Below are 22,259 nucleotides of genomic sequence, written 5' to 3'. Positions count from 1 at the left end.
GTTGTGCCTGTAGAGTTAGCCGTAATATTTCCTAATGCCTTGGTATTGCCAACTGCACCATTGAATGTAACATTACCTGCACCCGCATTTACAGTCAAGTCGCTGCCAATGTTACTGGCATCCACAGTATTATTGAAAGTAATATCGCTGCCTGAAATAATCGGATTAGTGGCAATTGTGACAGCATCTCCATAAGTTTGAGCGCCAGTTGTAGTGATATTGCCTTTTAGTTCAGTTGTACCCCCAGCATCTGTAGTCAAACTCGCGGCATTGACTGTTTGATTAAATGCGGTTGTGACTGTAGAGTTAGCGGTAATATTTCCTAATGCCTTGGTATTGCCAACTGCACCAGTGAATGTAACATTACCAGCACCCGCATTTACGGTCAAGTCGCTGCCAATGCTATTGGCGTCAACAGTATTATTGAAAGTAACGCCACTGCCTGAAATAATCGGATTAGTGGCAATTGTGACAGCATCTCCATAAGTTTGACTGCCTGTAGTTGTCACATTACCATTGAGTTGAGTTGTGCCGCCAGTGTTGGTGGTGACACTGGCAGCATTGACGGCATTAAATGTAGTGGTTGCTGTACTTTTGGCGTTGATGTTTCCTAATGCAGTTGTGCCGCCTACTGCACCCGTAAATGTTAGATTTGATGCACCAGCATTGGCAGTAATATCGCTGTTACCATCTAAGGTAAAATTAAAGGTAATACCATTCCCAGTTAAAACGGGGTTATTGGCAATGGTGACGGCATCGTTATAAGTTTGAGCACCCGTAGTTGTGACATTGCTATTGAGTTGAGTTGTACCGCCAGCGTTGGTGGTGACAGTGGCAGCATTGACGGCATTAAATGTAGTGGTTGCTGTACTGTTGGCGTTGATGTTTCCTAATGGTGTAATACTACCGATCGCGCCTGTAAATGTGACGTTACCTGCACCTGCATTTATTAATAAATTTTCAGTGTTTGCTGTAGTGCCGTTGAGGGTGCTATTAAAGGTAACATTGCCGCTGGTAGTAGTTCCTGATGTTACTAGGGCAATATTTGGTTGAGTTAGTACAACAGGTGATTGAAGAGTAATATTACCAGCAGTTCCTGCGGCGGTTACGGTGTCGAGATAACCGTTAAGAATAGTATTTGCTGTACCAGAGTTTAGGGTGATGTTTCCTCCAGAACTTGCACCAGAAGAAGAAGAAGTTAGATTGCCAGTAGTAATATTACCATTGAAGGTTCCGAGGGCGATCGCACCGCCATTTCCTGAAGTTGAACCAGAAGTTAGCGATCCTCCAGCAACGTCGATCGCACCTGTTCCTCCCGTGACAGAAAGGGTGATGTTACCTCCTGTACCTGCTCCTGATGAGCGAGAATCCAGCGCACCACCGGTAATGTTACCACCAGCAGTTGAAAGTGCGATCGCGCCTCCATTTCCTGCATTGGAAGTGGCATCTACCAGTCCCGCAGTAGTGTTAATTGCGCCTGTTCCTCCGGCGACAGAAAGGGTAATGTTCCCTCCATTACCTACACCGGAGGAACCGGTAATCAGATCGCCATTAGTAATGTTACCATTAGCAGTTGAAATGGCGATCGCACCTCCATTTCCTGAAGTGGAAGTGGCATTCACAGATCCAGCAGTAGTGTTGATCGCACCTGTTCCTCCAGTGACAGAAAGGGTGATGTTGCCTCCATTAGCTGCACCATAAGAACGGGAATCCAGATCGCCAGTGGTAATATTTCCACCAGTAGTTGAAAGTGCGATCGCGCCTACATTTCCTGAAGTGGAAGTGGCATTCACAGATCCAGCAGTAGTGTCGATCGCGCCTGTTCCTCCGGTAACAGAGAGACTGATATTTCCTCCATTACCTATGCCTGATCCTGAAAATGACCATACATCATCCGTGGTAATGTTACCATCAACAGTTGAAAGTGCGATCGCGCCTCCATTTCCTGAATTGGAAGTGGCATTCAGCCCTGTTCCAGCAGTGGTGTCGATCGCGCCTGTTCCTCCGGTGACAGAGAGGGTGATGTTTCCGGCTGTTCCTGCACCTGTTGAATTTGAACGGGAATAGAGAAAACCAGTAGTGATGTTACCACCAGTCGTTGAGAGGGCGATCGCACCTCCATTTCCTGCCACAGAAGTGGAAATTATATCTCCAACACTGGTATCGATAGAACCATTCCCGCCTGTGACAGAGAGGAGGATGTTTCCTGCATTACCTGCACCTCCTGATGCTACCAATGACCATATACTACCAGTGGAAATGTTACCACCACCAGTAGTTGAGAGGACGATCGCTCCTCCATTTCCTACACTAGAATTGGAATCCACAAGTCCAGCAGTGGTGTCGATCGCGCCTGTTCCTCCCGCAGTGAGGGTAATATTCCCTCCCGTACCTGCACCAGATGAACGAGAATTTAGAGCGTTAGTGGAGATGTTACCACCAGAAGTGGAAATGGCGAGCGCACCCCCATTTCCTGAATTGGAAGAGGAATCCAGACTTCCAGCAGTAGTGTCGATCGCACCTGTTCCTCCAGTAACAGAGAAAGTGATGTTGCCTCCATTACCTGCACCTGTTGAACGGGAATTCAGAGTAGTAGTAGTAATGTTTCCGCCAGCAGTCGAAAAAGCGATCGCACCGCCATTTCCTGAAGTTGAACCAGAATTTAGCGATCCTCCAACAGTGTTGATAACACCTGTTCCTCCGGTAATAGAGAAGGTGATGTTGCCTCCATTACCTGCACCTAATGAACGGGAATTGAGAATAGCCGTAGTAATGTTTCCACCAGTAGTTGAGAGGGCGATCGCTCCTCCATTTCCCGAAGTGGAACGGGAAGATAGAGCTCCACCAGTAGTGTTGATCGCACCTGTTCCTCCGGTAGAGAGGGTGATGTTACCTCCCGTACCTGCACCTGATGAAAAAGAATTCACATTACCAATAGTAATATTACCACCCGTAGTTGAGAGGGCGATCGCTCCTCCATTTCCCGAAGTAGCCTGGGAGTTGATATTATTAGTGGTGATGTTTCCTGCGGCCGTGAGAGAAATATTACCACTATTCCCAGAACCAAAAGCATCTATAGTACCGGATAAGAATGTGGTATCAATGTTTCCCGTTAAACTATTAACCGTAATATTACCTGCCGGGCCACTCGATCCTGCGTTTATAACGCTAGTAGTAATATTACCGTTAGCTTGAATTAATATATCCCCCGCAGGCCCCTGAGGTGAGTTTGTAGATATATTCGATCCTGGGGCGGTAGCTGTGTCAATAGTCCCTCCCGTGCTAATTAGAGTAATTGGACCACCAATACCAAAAGGAAAAGCACGCGAAGTTAAAGTTGTTGTGGCAATATTACCTGTAGCAATTAGCTTGATAGCGCCACCATTAATGGGAGATAAATTATTAGCACTCTCACTATTAATACCTCCTGTTGAGTTGATGTTACTGCGAGAGTCAATTGTCACTGAACCAGCATTGCCAGAGGCGTTGCCGACACCAATCCCACCCACCTGAATTATGCCACCCGTTAATGATGTATTAGGACTGTACTGATTTGTTAAAAAAACTTGTCCATTGGGAACATTGATCGTGATACCACCAATCGTAAGGTTCGCACTCGTTCCAGTCCCACCCGTCCCTGGTACAGGCAAGAAACCCGCTGTACTTCCTGTAATTCCGGGTGTTCCAAAAGCAAGAGTTCCTGCTCTAATATCTAAAGTTGGTTGCACGCTACCATCAATCGCCAATGTTGTCGCATCTGATAAAGTAACAATCTCAGAAATGGAATTTGCTGCTGTGTCTGTCGCGTTAATTGTGACAATTCCAGGAATGTTAACACTACCGCCTGCAAAAATATGTAGTGAAGCTCCCGTGTAACTATTGAAAGTTACATCTCCGCTCGCTCGTACCACCGGATCGTAAGGGCTAAATAAATTTCCTAAACTTCCATCTAATTGTTCAATGCGGAAATTTCCACCCGTTGTATAGTGAGCATCGCCGCCAATAGTATTGCCAGAACGCAACACCATATCTCCACCTGAAAAGAAACCGCTTGCAGGATGATTTAAAGCAAAAATATCAACCCTTTGATTCCCTTGCAGATAAAGCCGTCCTCCCGCTTGTGCGATAAATGGATTAGCTTGACTATCCCTGACTTGGATCGCATTGCCAGCAAATAAATTCAAGTCTCCGGTTGTTTGCAGTTGACTTTCCACCAGCATTAGGTTATTTTCAGCTAATAAATTGGCGTTACCGGCGGTTAGTTGCCCTGCTAGTATATCTCCGACTGTAATTGGCAGAGGGGAACCCTGAAGTGTCACTTGTCCATTACTATTAACAGTCAATCCGATGGCATTGTCTAAGCCTTTACCCGTTAATAATTGTGGCAAAGATAGCACTGGTTCTGGCCAAGTATTCGGCAAGACCCCCGCATTAGCAAGTGGTTTAACTTCTAAACTTAATAAGTGACCTGATTGGCTAATTCTTACTAAATTTTGACCGGGTATAGCATTAATCAAAATATTTCCCCTGGGAGCCGCAAGTTGACCAGTATTGACAACCGTACCGCCAATCAAACTTATACTTTGACCTGATGCCACCGTCAAATTGCCGGCATTAACAATGCTTCCCCCTGGCAAATTTGTAAACGCAAAACTATTCGGTGTCCCGATTAAAGTTGCCCAATTGTTATTGCCGATCGCACTAAACCACTGATTGTTCCCAAAACCAATCCCTGTCGCCGTAGTAGCATTAAAAGATCCAGGCACGTTGAGACTGGCATTCGGCCCGAAAATTATGCCAGCCGGATTCATCAAAAATAAATTGGAATTCCCGCCCGTAACTTGAATTAAGCCATTTATTAAAGAAGGATTACCCCCAGTAATCCTTCCCAAAATATTTTGAATATTGGGATTGGTCAGAAAGTTAGCCGTTTGAGCCTCGCTGAGGCCAAACTGAGTAAAACTGTGAAAAAGATTAGCCCCATCTCCGCTGAAGGCCCCCCCGGAAATGTCGTAGCGGTTGCCGCTGGGAGTAACAACTGTGTTAGTGCCGTCGGGTGCGGGGGTGATGGGTTGCGCGTTTGCCGAACCCGCCGCTGCACTCAGCCAGCTAACAATGAATAACCATCCGAGCAAATGTAGTTTGTTGGCTGTCATTGTGTTTAAAGATGGTGCTTAAAGTGCGATCGTATTTATCTATCCTATATTTACTCCTAAAAATTCCTCATGTCAATAGGAGCCGCCTATTTTTAGTGACCGAATAATTAGGAGGGACAAGGAAATGTATGTTTTTAATTATTACGATTTACGTAAAAACAGTTTTTTTACTAGGAATCAGGCGCGGGAAATGAAACTTGGTTTCTTTTTTTTACCGAAAACATCCAGGATACCCGCCACGTAATTCATCCGTCCAGAAATAAAAAACCTGTATCCGATAAATGAGCCCCCGAATTTCTCCGTGGGATCAAGGCTTCAATTCTAAAATCTAAAATCTAAAATCTAAAATCTAAAATCGATTGACTTTCACTGCTTCCCTGACCCAAATACCTTAAAAAACCCGGTTAAAGCGTCCGGGACTGTTGGTGAAAATATGGCGCGGAATGCGAGGGTTAGAGGTTTAAAAAACTATGAATTTTAGTCAAAACTACGTAAGTACCGATCGCATGTTATACAGATTGCTTAGAGTGGCAAAAAACTCGCTCACCACCCTACTCGCGGTCGCCGCCACTTCTTTCTGCATACGGCGAGCAGTTGGCAGCGCGCTTTGAGGATCAACGAACCCAACAGCCGAAATTCTCTCAAAAACTTTATATTTTTTGGAGGATCTTTACCAAAACTTTATAAAGCTCGATTAAAATTTTTATGTATTTTTGATGAAAGCCAATATTTGCAAGTCTTGCACTCAACTTTAGACCGTTACCGAAACCAAGTAAATGTAGTAGGTTGGAAGTCTAGGCAGGATGAAAATCTTGCTCTTACAGATTAAACTGTGTCAATCTGGTGTCAGTGAAAACTCTTAGAAGAAGCACTCATTTACTCCAAAACACCCTTAAGTAAGATCGGTATGTAGATTTACTGGTGTGGAGCCTCTTCTTTAGGTTTGACGATCGTCCTAAATATCGCAGGCTCGCGATCGTCTATTCGCGTCACGGCAACATGGCATTTAGGGCATTTTGGGCCTTACTACCTAACAATACTGGAGGAATCAGGGTTATGACTACCTTAACGCTAGTCAAAAAAACATCTTTTACAGTCGCCAGCTTGGCAACCACAATGTTGCTCAGCATCTGCACGCCCGTCCGAGCTTTCATGTTTGGCACGAGCGGCATCCAGTTCGATCAAGACACCAGCATCAATTTTACATTCGACAAATCTCACGGCAATTACCAATCCAGCTTGTGGGTGGCCCAAGCTGAGCCACAAAACAATGGCTACACCAACATATCCAGTCTGTTTAACGAAATTAAACCCTCAGATAACGGCTCCGCCAACAAGGGAGAAGGAACCTTCGGCAACGCTGTCACATCCCCAGACGGCAAAATTACCCAAAGCTTCACCTTTCTCAAAGATCAAATTTACGCCCTCCTGCTTTGGAGCGACACCGGCACTGGCAAGCCCTTCGAGCAATACGTCTCCAGCAGCACCTTTATGAACAGCAGCCTCTGGTTCGCCGCCGACACCAAATTCAGCAGAATTGAATGTCTGACAACTGGATGCCAGCAAGCCGTGTTTGGCGACTTTGAGCTCAACTACAAATCCAGCAATCCATTTAGCACCGTCAACGATGGCAAGGGCCCAGAGCAGTTTCAATCTGCGACAACAGAACAACTCGCTAAGGGTACAAAGATTTCCTTTGACGATGGCAGCAAAGGAAATGACGTTGACTTTCAAAACTTTAGCCTGTCGGCTGAGTTAGTCCCCGAACCAGTCACAGTATTCGGCACAATGCTGGGGGTCGGGGCTTTGGCAGCAGCTCGCAGGAAAAAAAAGCGAGGGCAGCAACAAGAAAAATGACTCTTAACCAGCCCCATACAAATCTAAATAGTGCGTCTGTTCAGTGGTACTCTGAGAAATAGCATTTCTAAATGTTAAGACTTTTTCCATAACGGGAAAAATAGCATCCTAACAAAGGCACTATTCATGGTATCCACCGCAACAAAAACGAACGTAGGCTACATCACCCAAATCATTGGGCCGGTTGTAGACGTAAAATTCCCAGGCGGCAAACTGCCCCAAATCTATAACGCTCTCACGATTTCCGGCAAAAACGAAGCAGGTCAAGACATTGCCGTTACCTGCGAAGTTCAACAACTGCTCGGAGACAGCCAAGTGCGCGCCGTTTCCATGAGTACCACCGACGGCTTGGTGCGCGGCATGGAAGTAGTAGATACCGGGGAAGCGATCCAAGTTCCCGTCGGCATCCCAACTCTCGGCCGGATTTTTAACGTCATCGGTCAACCCGTAGACAACCTCGGCCCGGTCAATACTTCCGAAAGTATGCCCATCCACCGCAACCCGCCGGCTTTCACCGAACTGGAAACCAAGCCTTCGGTGTTTGAAACTGGGATCAAGGTGATTGACCTGCTGGCCCCCTACCGTCGCGGCGGCAAAATCGGTTTGTTCGGCGGCGCAGGCGTCGGCAAAACCGTGATTATGATGGAACTCGTGAACAACATCGCCAAGGCTCACGGCGGCGTGTCCGTGTTCGGTGGTGTGGGCGAGCGCACCCGCGAAGGCAATGACCTCTACAAAGAAATGATCGAGTCGGGGGTTATTAACGAAGAAGACCGCAGCAAATCAAAAATTGCTCTGGTTTACGGTCAAATGAACGAGCCGCCTGGTGCTCGGATGCGCGTGGGCCTGTCGGCTCTGGCGATGGCCGAATACTTCCGCGATGTCAGCAAGCAAGACGTGCTGCTGTTCATTGACAATATCTTCCGGTTTGTGCAAGCGGGCTCTGAGGTATCGGCTCTGTTGGGTCGGATGCCTTCGGCTGTGGGATATCAGCCGACTCTCGGTACAGACATGGGCGACTTGCAAGAACGGATTACTTCGACTACCGAAGGTTCGATTACTTCGGTTCAAGCTGTGTACGTACCTGCGGATGACTTGACTGACCCCGCACCGGCTACGACTTTTGCTCACTTGGACGCTACAACTGTGTTGTCTCGCGGCTTGGCTGCGAAGGGGATTTATCCGGCTGTTGACCCGCTGGATTCTACGTCTACGATGTTGCAAGTTAGCGTTGTCGGCGAAGAGCACTATGGTGTTGCTCGTCAGGTGCAGTCTACTCTGCAACGCTATAAGGAATTGCAAGACATTATTGCGATTTTGGGCTTGGATGAGCTGTCGGAAGATGACCGCTTGACGGTTTCTCGCGCTCGCAAAATTGAACGGTTCTTGTCTCAACCATTCTTTGTGGCTGAAGTGTTCACCGGTTCCCCCGGCAAGTACGTCAAGTTGGCAGACACCATTAAGGGCTTCCAAATGATTTTGGCTGGCGAACTTGACGAATTACCGGAACAAGCTTTCTATTTGGTGGGCGATATCAACGAGGCGATCGCCAAAGCTGAAAAAATGAAAGCTGACGCCAAGTAATTTTAGTCAGTAGTCAGTAGTCAGTAGTCATTTGTCAGTAGTTATTAGTTATTGGTTATTAGTTATTGGTTATTGGTAACAACTGACAACTGATAACTGACAACTGACAACTGACAACTGACAACTGACAACTGACAACTGACAACTGACAACTGACAACTGACAACTGACAATTTATGACATTAACTGTGCGCGTAGTGGCCCCAGACAAAACTGTTTGGGATTCTAATGCTGAAGAAGTAATTCTGCCGAGCACCACAGGCCAACTGGGTATCTTGAGCGGTCACGCTCCAATGTTGACAGCTTTGGATACTGGAGTGATGCGCGTCCGTCCCGGTAAGGAATGGGTGTCTATTGCTCTGATGGGCGGCTTTGCAGAAATCCAAGAAAACAAAGTTACTATTCTTGTCAACGGCGCTGAAAAAGGCGAAACCATTGATAAAGAAGCTGCTCGTACTGCTTACACCGAAGCAGAAGCTCGTTTGCAAAAGGCTACTACCGGCACTTTGCAAGAGCAAATTCAAGCTAAGCAAGCAATCAAACGCGCGAGAGCTCGTTTCCAAGCAGCCGGCGGCACGCTCTAGCTCTCAGGGTAAGGACATAGTGCTTTTGTAGTAGGGACGCAACAATGTTGTGTCCCTGCTGTTTTTCTCGCGTTGTGTCCCTAATGCGAGAGCTAAACTCCGGCCTCGGACAATAGAGATTGCATGGTTTCCCAAGATAACCCCTGCTGAAGATAGCGGGGGTTATTTGGATTGTAGGGACTCTCCACGCGATCGACACTGACAATTTTTGCTTCCTCCGGCAAAACAGGAACCTCTGGATCGCTCGCGGTCGATCGCGTCAGAGAGCTAGAAAAGCCTTTAAAAATAGCAATTTCATCGAATTCGCCGTCAATTTCGGCCTTGACGATTAAAACTTCGTGCGATCGTTTTACCGTGTATTGTTCCAAGCGACGAGCAATAGAGTCAGCCATAATAGATAAGTTGTTGAGGATTAAAATTTAACCTTTCGCCCGGGCTAGGAGTAACGGCCTACAATAAAATTGTGCCCGATGTGAGATATAATATACCTTGATTTAGTAGCCAATTTCAGAGACTGCTAGCCAAGTATTTAGCCAATTATTTATCTGGAATCAACATTTTTTAACCTATCCAACCACAAGGAGTTTTTCAGAAAATTGTACTCCTATTTTACACTCGATACAAAACAGCGTTTCCATTGTCATGAGGATTCATTAAACAATAATTGCTTGTCTGCTCTATCGAAAAACAAGATATGTACGGATTTGTCAATCTCATTCTGGTAAAAAGTAAAAAATGTGCGGTGTCGGTGCTTGAAATGTATGAACCAAAAACCAAACATAACATTTTTATTGTAGCGTGCCGCACATTTATCTGCTACTTATCTCTATTTGAATCGGTTTAGGACAATGTTGAGCGGCCAAGGCTAGAATTGTTCAAGATACCTGGAAAACCCGTTTTCTGGTCTCCCAGCTCAATTTATCTCATTTTGTTCAGCAATTCTCGGTCAAAAGTGTTTACAAGTCTTAAGACTGGTGGAGCTTAGAACCGAACATAAACTAATAATTTTAAGCTAAATTACTGCTATGTCAAATCTTTCTCTCAACCGTTTAAGTGCTAAATTTTCCAGAAAAGTTACCCTGCAAACTGTACTCATAGTTCCCTTTGTCTTGCAAGTATTTGCAGCGGTAGGAATGGTGGGATATTTATCATTTAAAAACAGTCAAAGAGCTGTTAATGACCTTGCGGATCAATTGATGGGGGAGGTGAGCAATCGCATTGAGCAAAATTTGAGAACTTATCTGCAAACTCCGCACCAAATCAATCAAAGCAAGCTGGATGCGGTGAAACTGGGTTTTGTGAACATGAAAGACTTGTCAGCTTGGGAAAAGTATCTGTGGCGACAAGTGCAATTATATCCTTATATCAATTTTACATCGATCGCTAATTCAGATGGAGAATATCGCACTGGCGAAAAGATGTCTAACGGCACTTTATTGATTAACGCATCGGGCCCATCTACAAATTTTGATTTTTATTCTTACAATACTAATGATAGGGGCGATCGCGCGAAAGTAGCAGCCACCGTCAAAAACTTCGACATCCGACAGCACCCTTCCTACACCTATGCGGCTCTAGAAGCAAAACCAACTTGGAGTTCAGTTTATATATCCTTCCTAGAACCCACCTTGCTCCTCAGCGCGCTGCAACCAGTTTACAACAGCCAGAAACAGCTAGAAGGAGTATTAATTGCTGCTTTGCGTCTCGACAGTATCGGTCAATTTTTAAACAGCCTCAAAATAGGTAAATCTGGTCAAACTTTTATTATCGAAAGAAACGGCACCCTGCTGGCAACTTCCACACCCGAAAAACCTTTCCGCACCCAAAACGGTCAAAAAGAACTGTTTAAAGTTACAGAAAGCAGCGATGCAGTAACGCAAACTACAGCTAAATATTTAGAAATTCACTTTCAAAACTTGAACCAAATTACCAAACCACAGCAACTAAATGTTGAGATAAACGGTCAGCATAAATTTTTAAAAATCCTGCCATTCCAAGACGACAAGGGTTTAGATTTGCTAATTGTCGTCGTCGTTCCAGAAGCCGACTTTATGGAACAAATTAATGCGGGCAACCGAACTACAGTGTTACTATGTCTGGCAGCTTTGGGCATGGCAACTGTGTTAGGAATTCTCACTTCTCGCTGGATTATAAAACCTCTTATAAAATTAAAAAATGCAGCAATAGCTTTATCAGAAGGACAATTTGACCAAACTGTAAAGCTCGATCGCTCCGACGAGTTGGGCGTACTTGCCGCTGCTTTTAACAGCATGGCAGCACAACTGCAAGCATCTTTTACTGCCTTAGAAACTAAAAATACCGAATTGCAGCGACTCGACAAACTAAAAGACGAATTCTTAGCCAATACTTCCCACGAACTCCGCACTCCCCTCAACGGCATTATTGGGATTGCAGAATCTTTAATAGACGGGGCTACCGGACAACTGCCAGAACCAACAAATTTTAACTTAGCTTTGATTTCATCCTCTGGCAAAAGATTGTCTTCTTTAATTAACGATCTTCTGGACTTTTCTCAGCTCAAACACAAAACGATTGAACTGCAAATTAAGTCCGTCGGTATTCGAGAAATAGTCTCTGTAATTCTCACTTTGTCTCAGCCATTAGTAGGCAAAAAAAACTTGCAGTTGATTAACTCAGTAGATCCTGAATTGCCACCAATAGCAGCCGACGAGAATCGCTTGCAGCAAATACTTTACAACTTAATCGGCAATGCGATTAAATTTACCGAAAGCGGCAGAGTTGAAATTTCAGCAGAATTGGTAACGGGCAACGCACAATCACCGTCTAACTCACAATTAGCCATTACTGTATCTGACACCGGTATTGGCATCCCCGAAGATAAATTAGAGCGAATTTTTGAATCCTTTGAACAAGCTGACGGTTCCACTGCTAGAGAATATGGCGGCACGGGTTTAGGGTTAACGGTTGCCCAGCAATTAGTGGAATTGCACGGAGGTAAAATTTCGGTATCTTCAACTGTAGGCGTCGGTTCCCAATTCACCTTTACTTTGCCCGTATCTGAGAGTCAGCCGGAATTTAGCAGCACACAGCCGCATTTAACCGAGGGACCTCGCATTTTAATCACTCCTGAACTAGCCCGCCCATCATCTATAATAAATTCTCCTGTATCAGACAATAGCGACTTGCTAGAAAGTGAAAAATTAAAAATTTTGGTAGTTGATGATGAGCCGATTAATATTCATGTCATCATCAACAGTCTTTCTGTAGAAAACTACGAGATTACTCAAGCGAGCAACGGCTTAGAAGCTTTAAATCTGATTGAATCAGGATTTAAGCCCGACTTAATTTTACTCGATGTAATGATGCCGCAGATGACCGGTTATGAAGTGTGTCGAGAAGTTCGCAAAAAATACTCGCCTTTAGAAATGCCGATTCTGATGCTGACGGCAAAAAATCTCACTACCGACTTGGTAGAAGCTTTTAACTTAGAAGCAAATGATTATGTAACTAAACCTTTTATCAAAAAGGAATTGTTGGCGAGAATTAACACGCAAATTCGCCTAGCAAAACTGAATGCAGCCTACGGTAGGTTTGTGCCGCACGATTTTCTAAACTTGCTGGAAAAGCCGAGTATTATTGAAGTAAAATTAGGGGAACATCAGGAAAGAGATATGACAGTGCTGTTTGCTGATATTCGCTCGTTTACGGCGCTTTCGGAAAAGATGACACCGGATGAAAATTTTGCATTTATTAATACTTATTTGGGAAGGGTTAGCCCTGCAATCAGGAAAAATAACGGGTTTATTGACAAATACATTGGAGATGCGGTCATGGCACTGTTTCCTACATCTCCTGAAGATGGTGTGCGAGCAGCAATTGATATGCAGAAAGAAGTAAATATCTATAACCAGCAGCGACAAAAAAATGGCTTGTTTCCGATCGCGATCGGCGTCGGTTTGCACGCGGGCAATTTGATGTTGGGCACAATTGGCGAGCGAGAACGGATGGAAAGTACCGTGATTGCTGATGCGGTGAATCTCGCGTCTCGTTTGGAAGGATTGACTAAGGTTTACGGCGCGGGCATTCTAGTTAGCGGTGCAATTATCGATCGCCTCGACGATCCAGAAAAATATAAGTACAGATTTGTCGATCGAGTAATGGTGAAAGGAAAGACAAATGCTGTGTCGGTGTTTGAAATTTACGAGACAGAAACAGAGGAGAGCATTGTACTCAAGCAGCAAACTGCGGAGGTTTTTCAAGAAGCTCTCAATTTTTACTACGAGCAAAAATTTGTGGCAGCCCAAAAAGTATTTCAGAATATTTTACAAATCAATCCGGACGATCGGGTAGCAATGCTGTATTTCCAACGCTCTCGCAAGTATCGAATGTACGGCGCCCCGGATGGGTGGTGTGGGGTGGAAACTTCGACGGAGAAATAGGGCGCACACAGCACGCCCTACTATGTTTAAAATAGGGTTGTACAAACTTTAAAATATAGTTGTACAAACACCCAATTTATTCCACGTTTTAGGGCCGACAATGCCATCAGCGACGAGTTGTTGTTGCTTTTGAAAATTGATGACTGCTTGTTGGGTTTTCGGGCCGAATCCTCCATCAGTAGTTACGGAAAATCCGCTGGCGTTCAAGAGCCGCTGGAGGTAGCGAACGTCCTCATTTTGGGTGACACCATCGTTGCGTTTGAGTAGGGGAAAATAACGGCAGGAAGGTAATTCCATATGAATTGCGTTTGTGGTTTGCATGGTTTGAGTCTCCATTGGTTGTTTGCAAGTTGTTTGAAAGCAGAGAAGTGCGGAAATGATGTTAATAGTCCTGGCACTCTTGACTGGCAGAAACGGGGTTTCGGCTTCGCTCAACCACCAGTTTTTTTAGCGTTTCTGGGGGAGGAAAGGAAGTATTTCTGTGAAAAAACCCAGTTTCTTGCTAGCCGTGCGCCTAGGATTAGTTAACTTGGATTTAACATCCGGGTTCACCTGTATAACAAGCGCCTAATAGACTCCAAGTTTGAGGGCCGACAATGCCATCAACAGCAATCTTATTTTCCTTTTGAAATTTGATGACTGCTTGTTCGGTTTTTGGGCCGAAGAATCCATCAGTTGCGACGGAATATCCCTTTTTAACTAAGGATTGTTGGAGATAGCGCACGTTTTGATTGGCAGTGGTGCTATTATTTCGTTTCAGTGTGGGCAGTGAAGAGCAAAGAGGCAATTGAGCGTAAATTGAATTTGTGGTTTGCATGGTTTGATTGGGGATTAGTGGTTGGCAAGTCGTTTGAACTTGCTATTCCCCAGTTGTAGCTGTGGGGGGAAGTGCTTTAACAGTCGCTTTTTATAGTGACGCTTATGTGGGGTAGCTCAGATGAGTGACAGCCAGCTATCAAATCCGTTTTGTACAAAGTAATTGTCAAAGGCAAACAGCAGCGAATTGGGAGCATCTCACCTTTGCAGCCCTCCGCTAGAAATTGGAGCTTTGAGGCAGGAGGCAGGAGGCAGGAGGCAGAAGGAAAGAGGCAGAAGGAAAGAAGAAGAAGAAGGAAGGAGCCAGAAGAAGTATTTTTACAAATATGAGATGCTCCCAGCGAATTTCCATTTTTTATCAACTTTTAGCATCTTGGCCGGAAGCCCCACACCATATCTGTAGGGCTGTTGGTGTCGGGATGGATAGCCAGATTGACGTAGGGTGGCTAGGCAATCAATCCTGTCACGGTGTAATCGCTGCACTCTTGTAAGTAGTAGGACACAATTAATTACACAAAAATTTGGGCTACAAGCCTTGTCTAGTAAAGAATCAGCAAAAAATCAGTGTGTAATTAATTCTGTCCAATTACTTATAAGGTGAGTAATAGTTTTTTATCTAGAGGAGGCAAAAATACTGTATTTAAAGCTAGTTAACCATGCGATCGAAAAGGGCGATCGGGAAAATTGCTCTGGGGTTGCGACTTTAACTTAGAAGTGATATCGTAGTATCGGTAGATAGTAGATTTCCGGCTGTCAAACAACTTGAGAATTGAATCAATGACAATTTCTGTAACTATCGGGTTAAAGTCGGAAATAAAGTCGTCGGCGTTGAGATTTTCTCGAAAAAATTCCTTAGCTCGATCGCACTGATAGCGCATTTCGTCAAAGCCAACAATTTTTACCACAAACGTTGTCAGGGGCGAACTCTCCAAATCCGTATTAGAATTGCTTTTAGCCCGCCCATTTTCTAATAAATTCAATACTTCCGCTTCTAAACTAATTTTAGGTTTATAAGGTTTCTCTATTTCGGGAAAAAAGCTTTCCAGGCGCACGCAGTTAGGATCTCGATCCGGAATTCCTCCCGTCATCATCGCCAGAGAAACCTCAATCCCCACATCCGAAGAAAGAGCTTCTAGCAGGGCTAGGGCAGCCAGTTTGCACCCCAAATAAAGCTTCGCAATTTCGAGATTGTACTTAGCAGTAGTTTCCCAGCGCTGATAGGTGCGATCGTCTGGATATCCTTCAAACTGCCGAAAAATCATCTCTGGCTTGAGATAATTGAGAAAACCTTCCATCTTCACCAAAGCAACTCGGTAGTCGCGAACCGTGTAAAAACCGCAGGAGATGAGATTGTGATTGGTTTCCGGCAGTAAATTCCAGGTATTTGCCAAAAAATGGGCTGAACTATGGTGAGCAAAACTCATCACATCCCGGTTAGAGATTCGCACAGCTTTTTTGACCGTTTCCCGCATTTCATCGTCAGTCAAACTAAGGTTAAACAGGCTATTTATTGCTTGCAATCGCTCATAAAGGCGCTGGCTTACCGTTACTCCAGAATCGGCGACGCGAAAAGGAATTGTTGCTTCAATGCAGCCTGCAATTTGAAGCAATTGCTCGCGTTTGAGAAATGGTTCTAGAGCTTTTGCTGCTACCACAGCGCTGAGAAATTCGTTTTGTCCGGAGAAAGGATTGAGGACTTCGCCCGGTACAAAATTGAATACCAGCATTACCATCTCGAAAATAGCATCCGCCGGCAGTTCAGATCGATCTCGAATTTGTAGTTGTTTGTTAACCTCTTTTGCAACAGGAGTGATGTAGTAGCTGACGTTAAAGTTAATGCTGCGATCGACTTGCACGTAGACGGTATCGTGAAATAAAGCTGCCAAAACCTCGATCGCGTCTTCATCTCCCCCCACATCAAAAATATGTTCGGGAGTGTGAAAAAACCGCCAGGGCCCCATCATCGGCTGAACAATCAGTTCGGCAATCCGAGCGAGTTCACTTGGTTCGACTTTTGCTTCCAGGCGATCGATCGCCCAAATCAGCCTTTCTAAGCACTGTAAGTAGGCTTGTTTGCTATCCATCACAGTCTTTCCCAATAACATTGCTGTCAGTCGATTTTAGATTTTAAATTTTAGACTTTAGATTTACTCCACAGATGAATCTGGAAGCTGGAACCTTCGTCTAAAATTTTTAGATATCCACGACTGGAGTCCACGGCTTGTATCCGTTTTTGGGCTGGTCACGTCAGCCACCCTGCTGTTAGTTTGATTGTCCTAGATGCGCCCCGGCTGTTTTTATTTGGGATTTATGAGCTTTTTGTGAAATACTTTAGCTGCAATTTAGGAGGGAAATACTAACTTCAAATAAACTTAATTTCCGGTAGCTGACCTCCCCTGTTTTCCTAGTCTAATAAGCACAAAGTATGAGAAGTAAATTACATAGATCACTAAACCTATCAGACCCAACAATCCTAAAAATTGAGGGGTTGCCGTAGGGTGAAACATTTGTTTATAGAGCCAAGGTGGGTCTAACCAAATGCGGCAAAAAGGTTCGTCAATTACCTGAATTTGCGATTTAAAAGCACAGCTTAAGAAGGGAAGTTGAGCTAGAGCGCCCAAACCGCTGTAAACAGTAATCGCCCACCGCCAAGCTGTAAAAGCCAGTTTCAGGGGCGACTGCGGTCGATCGGCAATTTCTTCGTTTAAATCCTCCCAAAACCACAGACTAGCAGGAATTAAGGCCCTGGCAATCACCGACGACACAAAGCTCACAGGCAGCGCAGCCATCATCAGGTAAAGTGTAATTGCCAGCAAACTCGCCACCCGCCAATAAATAATTGACAAACGGACGATCGGCTCAGCTTTTGCCACAACAGCCCAAATCAGCACTACCAGCGGGATCGAAATTGTTAATAACACAGACAACCGGTAATCCATCCAGACTAGCGGTTGAAACCAAGGCCCGGTGGCTGCCAATAAAAGACTCAACATCTTTGGGAAAATATACTCACTTATTAGTCACAAATTTTACTACAAAAATGCTAAAAAATCAGCAACCAGAACAAGGTCTTAATGTTTTAGTTACTGCTACCTTTTCTAAGGTACTTGGCGCGCTTTGAAGGGTACTTGAGACACGATAGACGACAATACGCTTGAGTTAAAACTGTTGATTCCTCAGATATCTCCTTCCCATCCTCGCCCCCCTTGGGGGACGCAAGAGCAAATTCTTGTCCCCCAATGGGGGCGAGGGGGAAGCTGGCGGATTTGAACCGTATGGGGATAGAGGGCAAATCTCGCCATTACCTAAAGGCTCAACCCCTCAAATAAAATTCTCCCGCGCCAAAAGTTAGATTTCGGCGCGGGAGGGAAGGCATAGAGCTAAATGGCTCGTTTATTCCTCGTAGATGCGGCACTCAGCAGCGTCAGGATTGTCGTCGCAAAATTTTTCAAAAGAATTCTTAGGTTTGACTTGCTTTTGGTGGGAAGCTTCTGCTTGCAGTTCTTCAACTGCGTCCCACGCCGCCGCGCATTCCCCAGAAGTTGCGCCCTTGAGGTCACAGACGGTACGAGCGCTTTCTAGTTCTTCTTCAATTTTTTCTTGGATGTTGCCTGCGGGTGTTGTTGTCATAAAAATTGTTGGTAGGAAAGTGTAGGAGAATATGGTTGTCCCCGACCTATTTCTAGGTAATGTTAGCACGCGCCTTTGTTTAGTGAGCTTGTTCGGCTAACGGCACGTCCTTAACCCAAATAAAGATGTTTAACCGTTAACGACAGAGCAAGGGACTAGCTAAGCAGCAGCTTGGTGTCATAACTCAAAAAACGTAGACCTCTAAAGTCTGAGGCTGGTCAACTGTGGTTTAAGTCAAAGGCTCGAAGCGAGCGTGTCTTTAGACCTGGGTCGTTGACCTTATTAAGTAAGAAAGGTTTTCTTTTTGGATGTTAGTTTGGGTTGGATGTGCTGTTGCGGTCTGGCGACCCCAGCTAATAATAGCTTGAGAGGCGCGACTGTTGCTGCAGCCCAGAGAGAAACCATCCATAAGTATGAGCGCATTAGCCGTCTCTACTCCCTGCTTTACTAGCCCGTAGGCGGATTCTAGTCCACAGGCATCAATGTAGGTCGAGCCAACCTTACTTTTGATGAAAACATTACACGAGGTTGGTGTGTCAAACTGTATTGAGCTTTATCTTTTAAGATTTAGCTGAACACGGCATTTAACAGTTAACAGATTAATGGGACACTCATGTTAACTTATGTTAACACAAGAACGGCGATCGATGGAGAATCGATCGCCCAAGAATAGCGTCCCCCCAGCGGCCAGTTCCAGTTAGCCTAATGTATAGAGTAATCCCTAGTACGAATTTTCTTAGACATTTCCCTAAAAACCTCGACAATGGCTGTAGGATGGAGTGATTTACACAGAAAAACCTAATATGTCCAAATATGTACCACCAAGAATCGCTGTTCAACGACTCGGAGTATGTTCAAAAACACGCTTAGCGGTGGGAAAAAGAAGGGAAAATCAAAGCGTACAGAACACCGTCAGGACAGCGACGGTACGACTGTGACTCAGTTGTCAATATTCCATCTACTAAACCAACCATCCTCTACGCCAGAGTTAGCAGTCGAAGTCAAAAAGCCGACCTTCTACGACAGACTGACTTTCTTCTGTCTCGCTACCCCGGATGTGAAATCATCCAAGATATCGGGAGCGGACTCAATTTCAAAAGAAAAGGTCTTGTCACCTTACTGGAACACATTTACACGGGCGACATCGGAATGGTTGTCGTTGCCTCAAAAGATAGACTGTGCCGATTCGGGTTCGATCTTATCTCATGGTTTGCAGAGCGGGGCGGGTGTAAAATTTTGGTTCTCAACAATAGTTCACTTAGTCCAGAAAGAGAAATGGTTGAAGACATACTCGCAATCATCCACGTCTTCAGTTGTCGGCTCTACGGACTCAGGAAGTATAAAAAGCAAATCATTGAAGACTCTGACGTACCGAGTCTACCCAAAGGGGGAGACGAAGAAAGTCTGGATGTTGAGAATTCATGCCAATCGCAAAGTTTACAATAATGCGATCGCCTACCTCAATAAGCGCCAAGGAAAGTTCACCTATTACGCCGTAGACAAAAAGACTGAGCGGCCAGTTTTGAAGACTTCAGGCAAGCAAGCTTTTCGGAGTTTTTGTAAAACCTTGGGTTGCGAGATAATCCCTGAGTGGTGCAAAGAACTAGGAATCGCTCACGGTTTGGACAATGCCCTTTTCGAGGCTTACACAGCTTGGAAGAAAACAGATAAACAACCCGCTCACATAGGTAAAGGAAAAAAGGCAAAAAGCAATCCTCTAGCCGGATTAAAGCTAGCTCGATTCAGATCGATCCGATCCCAAAAACAGACTATTCAGTTCGATCCGGGTGACTACAAGAACGGTCATCTAATGGTCAATGCTAGCAAAGGTCTAGAAAAACCTCTCTGGACTGGGCAAGATGTCTGCTTAATTAACTACGACAAAGCCGTAGAAGTCACCTACAATAAAGGACGTTGGTTCGTAAGTATGCCCGTAGAGATGGACGTTCCAGAACCCAAAAATGGTGGTAAAACTATCGCACTTGACCCCGGACTGCGTTGTTTATTGACAGGATTTGATGGCAATTATTTTACCGAATTCGGGAAGCATGACTTGGGAAAGATTGCTAGGTTATGTCAACACTTGGACAAAATGCAATCAAAATTTAGCCTCTCGAAAGGTAGCGAGTTTTCTAGGTTGCGCTATCGATTGAAAAAAGCTAGGGAAAGGGTGAGGACGAAAATTAAAAATCTCCGGTCTGAAATTCACAAACAAGTAGCAAGTTACTTAGCCAGAAACTATGATGTTATTTACTTGCCTACTTTTGAAACCTCTCAAATGGTGGCAAGAGGAAGTCGCCAGCTTAATTCTAAGTCGGCGAGAGCGATGATGACTTGGGCATTCTATCAGTTCTCGCAAACTTTGGAACATCTCTGTAATCGTTACGGTTCGAGATTGGTTAGAGTAACTGAAGAATATACTTCCAAAAATTGTACAAAATGCGGTCATATTCATAAAAAGTTGGGTGGTTTTAAAACTTTTAGATGCCGAAATTGTGGTTATGAAATACCCCGCGATTTTAATGGCGCTTTGGGAATTTTCCTCAAAGCTTTGTGGGATACCACCACACTCTCAGACGTGTCTGATGAGTGTGCTATATTTAGATTTTCACCGATTGTCGGGGATGGTCGGGATTAAAAGTATCAGATAGTTTTATAGAGAAGTTTGCCTTATGTACACCCAAAACCAAATGCAGTGGGTCAGCGCTTTATCAACCCGTCCCTCTTTGGAATCCGCCCTCAAAGAAGTTATAGAACAAGCCGATCGCGAGCTAGAAGGCCAGGCTGATTTAGCGCTGATATTTATCTCGTCTGCCTTTGCCAGCGAGTATTCTCGGCTGATGCCTTTACTTCGAGAAATGCTGCCAGTGCCCGCGATCCTAGGCTGTGGCGGGGGAGGAGTTATCGGCACGAACCGGGGCGGCATCACCGAAGAAGTCGAGGGATCTCCCGCAGTCAGCCTCAGTCTGGCGCGCTTGCCGGGAGTGAATGTCAGAACTTTTCACGTAGGTGCAGAAGAACTGCCGGACTTAGATAGTCCCCCGGATACTTGGGTGGATCTCTTGGGCGTGCCGGCCCTGGAAGAACCGCAGTTCATCATCTTGGCAGACCCGTTTTCCGCAAAAATTAACGATTTGCTGCAAGGGCTAGATTATGCCTATCCGGGCGCGGCGAAGGTAGGGGGGCTAGCTGGGGGGGACGGTGCGGGCAGGGGCGCGGCGCTGTTTTGCGACTATCAGCTTTACCGAGAAGGGACGGTTGGGGTAGCTTTGAGCGGCAATATAGTTTTGGAAACGATCGTAGCTCAAGGCTGCAGGCCGATCGGGCATCCTTATCGGGTGACGGAAGGAGAGCGGAATATTTTGCTGAAACTCGAAGAACAAACCGACGATACGGGCAGCGCGGGCATCGAGCGCTCGCCCTTAGAGGCGTTGCGAGAGTTAGTTCAAACTTTGAGCGAAGAAGACCGAGAATTAGCCCAGCACTCGTTATTTGTAGGCTTAGTCAGCGATGAATTCAAGCTGACATTAGAGCCGGGAGATTTTTTAATCCGCAATCTATTGGGAGTAGATCCGAAAGTGGGAGCAATTGCGATCGGCGATCGAGTCCGTCCCGGACAGCGCATCCAATTTCACCTGCGGGACGCGCGCACCTCCGCAGAAGACCTAGAAATGCTGCTCGATCGCTATCAGCGGGCCGCCGAGTACAGTGGTACATCCAGCGCCGGCGCCTTGATGTTCTCTTGTCTGGGGCGCGGTGAAGGGCTTTACGGCCAATCGAACTTTGACTCCCGACTGTTTGGCCGATACCTCAAAAACATCCCGCTGAGCGGCTTTTTCTGCAACGGCGAAATCGGCCCCGTCGGCGGTAGCACATTTCTGCACGGCTACACCTCTGTATTCGGGATTTGCCGCCAAAATTCATAATTTGTGAACTGTTGACTGTTGACTGATGACTGTTGACTGTTGACTGTTGACTGAGGACTGTTGACTGATGACTGTTAACTGTTGACTGTTGACTGATGACTGATGACTGTTGACTGATGACTGATGACTGATGACTGTTAACTGTTGACTGTTGACTGTTGACTGATGACTGTTAACTGTTGACTGTTGACTGATGACTGATGACTGTTGACTGATGACTGATGACTGTTAACTGTTGACTGTTGACTGTTGACTGATGACTGTTAACTGTTGACTGTTGACTGA

General features: G+C 45.3%; 14 protein-coding genes and 1 pseudogene. 8 read left to right on the top strand and 7 right to left on the bottom strand.

Translation table 11 applies throughout. The features are described 5' to 3' along the window. On the bottom strand, positions 1-5,156 hold a 5,156-nt coding region (locus QUA16_RS25645), incomplete at its 3' end, for a two-partner secretion domain-containing protein (RefSeq protein ID WP_333181436.1). A 1,056-nt stretch (positions 5,157-6,212) separates the two neighbouring features. Between QUA16_RS25645 and QUA16_RS25640 the strand changes: the two genes are divergently transcribed. From QUA16_RS25640 to atpC, 3 genes are all read left to right on the top strand, one after another. Next, positions 6,213-7,013, top strand: coding sequence for a PEP-CTERM sorting domain-containing protein (locus QUA16_RS25640; RefSeq protein ID WP_333106597.1), 801 nt, complete (start codon positions 6,213-6,215; stop codon positions 7,011-7,013). A 126-nt stretch (positions 7,014-7,139) separates the two neighbouring features. Then, the gene (gene atpD / locus QUA16_RS25635) at positions 7,140-8,597 is read left to right on the top strand and encodes a F0F1 ATP synthase subunit beta (RefSeq protein WP_242716789.1); all 1,458 of its coding nucleotides are present in this window, start codon (positions 7,140-7,142) and stop codon (positions 8,595-8,597) included. A 176-nt stretch (positions 8,598-8,773) separates the two neighbouring features. Further along, positions 8,774-9,181: an ATP synthase F1 subunit epsilon gene (gene atpC, locus QUA16_RS25630; protein ID WP_333058306.1), complete on the top strand. Its 408-nt coding sequence runs from the start codon at positions 8,774-8,776 to the stop codon at positions 9,179-9,181. 92 nt (positions 9,182-9,273) lie between these two features. On the opposite strand, the gene QUA16_RS25625 is transcribed toward atpC, so the two are convergent. Further along, complete coding sequence (locus QUA16_RS25625; RefSeq protein WP_333106596.1) at positions 9,274-9,573, bottom strand: DUF7734 family protein; 300 nt, start codon at positions 9,571-9,573, stop codon at positions 9,274-9,276. A gap of 633 nt (positions 9,574-10,206) precedes the next feature. Between QUA16_RS25625 and QUA16_RS25620 the strand changes: the two genes are divergently transcribed. Next, entirely contained in the window at positions 10,207-13,602 is a 3,396-nt protein-coding gene (locus QUA16_RS25620) for an ATP-binding protein (RefSeq protein WP_333106595.1), read from the top strand. A gap of 48 nt (positions 13,603-13,650) precedes the next feature. Here the strand turns inward: QUA16_RS25620 and QUA16_RS25615 are convergent, their stop codons facing one another. Further along, positions 13,651-13,923: a peptidoglycan-binding domain-containing protein gene (locus QUA16_RS25615; protein ID WP_333106594.1), complete on the bottom strand. Its 273-nt coding sequence runs from the start codon at positions 13,921-13,923 to the stop codon at positions 13,651-13,653. Positions 13,924-14,137: 214 nt separating this feature from the next. Further along, entirely contained in the window at positions 14,138-14,419 is a 282-nt protein-coding gene (locus QUA16_RS25610) for a peptidoglycan-binding domain-containing protein (protein ID WP_333106593.1), read from the bottom strand. Positions 14,420-14,581: 162 nt separating this feature from the next. Between QUA16_RS25610 and QUA16_RS25605 the strand changes: the two genes are divergently transcribed. Further along, the gene (locus QUA16_RS25605) at positions 14,582-14,821 is read left to right on the top strand and encodes a hypothetical protein (protein WP_333106592.1); all 240 of its coding nucleotides are present in this window, start codon (positions 14,582-14,584) and stop codon (positions 14,819-14,821) included. A gap of 247 nt (positions 14,822-15,068) precedes the next feature. On the opposite strand, the gene QUA16_RS25600 is transcribed toward QUA16_RS25605, so the two are convergent. From QUA16_RS25600 to QUA16_RS25590, 3 genes are all read right to left on the bottom strand, one after another. After that, positions 15,069-16,523 carry a hypothetical protein gene (locus QUA16_RS25600; RefSeq protein WP_333106591.1) on the bottom strand — a complete coding sequence of 485 codons (1,455 nt, stop codon included), beginning with the start codon at positions 16,521-16,523 and terminating at the stop codon, positions 15,069-15,071. 267 nt (positions 16,524-16,790) lie between these two features. Beyond that, the gene (locus QUA16_RS25595; protein ID WP_333106590.1) at positions 16,791-17,411 is read right to left on the bottom strand and encodes a DUF3177 family protein; all 621 of its coding nucleotides are present in this window, start codon (positions 17,409-17,411) and stop codon (positions 16,791-16,793) included. A 400-nt stretch (positions 17,412-17,811) separates the two neighbouring features. Next, positions 17,812-18,048 carry a Calvin cycle protein CP12 gene (locus QUA16_RS25590; RefSeq protein WP_190662788.1) on the bottom strand — a complete coding sequence of 79 codons (237 nt, stop codon included), beginning with the start codon at positions 18,046-18,048 and terminating at the stop codon, positions 17,812-17,814. 803 nt (positions 18,049-18,851) lie between these two features. Between QUA16_RS25590 and QUA16_RS25585 the strand changes: the two are divergent. From QUA16_RS25585 to QUA16_RS25575, 3 genes and pseudogenes are all read left to right on the top strand, one after another. Beyond that, positions 18,852-19,494 (top strand): annotated as a pseudogene (locus tag QUA16_RS25585) (IS607 family transposase). Further along, the gene (locus tag QUA16_RS25580) at positions 19,457-20,686 is read left to right on the top strand and encodes a transposase (protein WP_333106589.1); all 1,230 of its coding nucleotides are present in this window, start codon (positions 19,457-19,459) and stop codon (positions 20,684-20,686) included. The pseudogene QUA16_RS25585 and the gene QUA16_RS25580 overlap by 38 nt, the downstream one beginning before the upstream one ends. Before the next feature lie 34 nt (positions 20,687-20,720). Further along, the gene (locus QUA16_RS25575; RefSeq protein ID WP_333106588.1) at positions 20,721-21,974 is read left to right on the top strand and encodes an FIST N-terminal domain-containing protein; all 1,254 of its coding nucleotides are present in this window, start codon (positions 20,721-20,723) and stop codon (positions 21,972-21,974) included. The last annotated feature ends 285 nt before the right edge of the window (positions 21,975-22,259 follow it).

This window comes from Microcoleus sp. S13_C3 (assembly GCF_036700905.1).
Classification (GTDB): Bacteria; Cyanobacteriota; Cyanobacteriia; order Cyanobacteriales; family Microcoleaceae; genus Microcoleus.
Note: the sequence above shows the minus strand (reverse complement) of the source record. Positions and strands in the feature narration are given on the sequence as shown.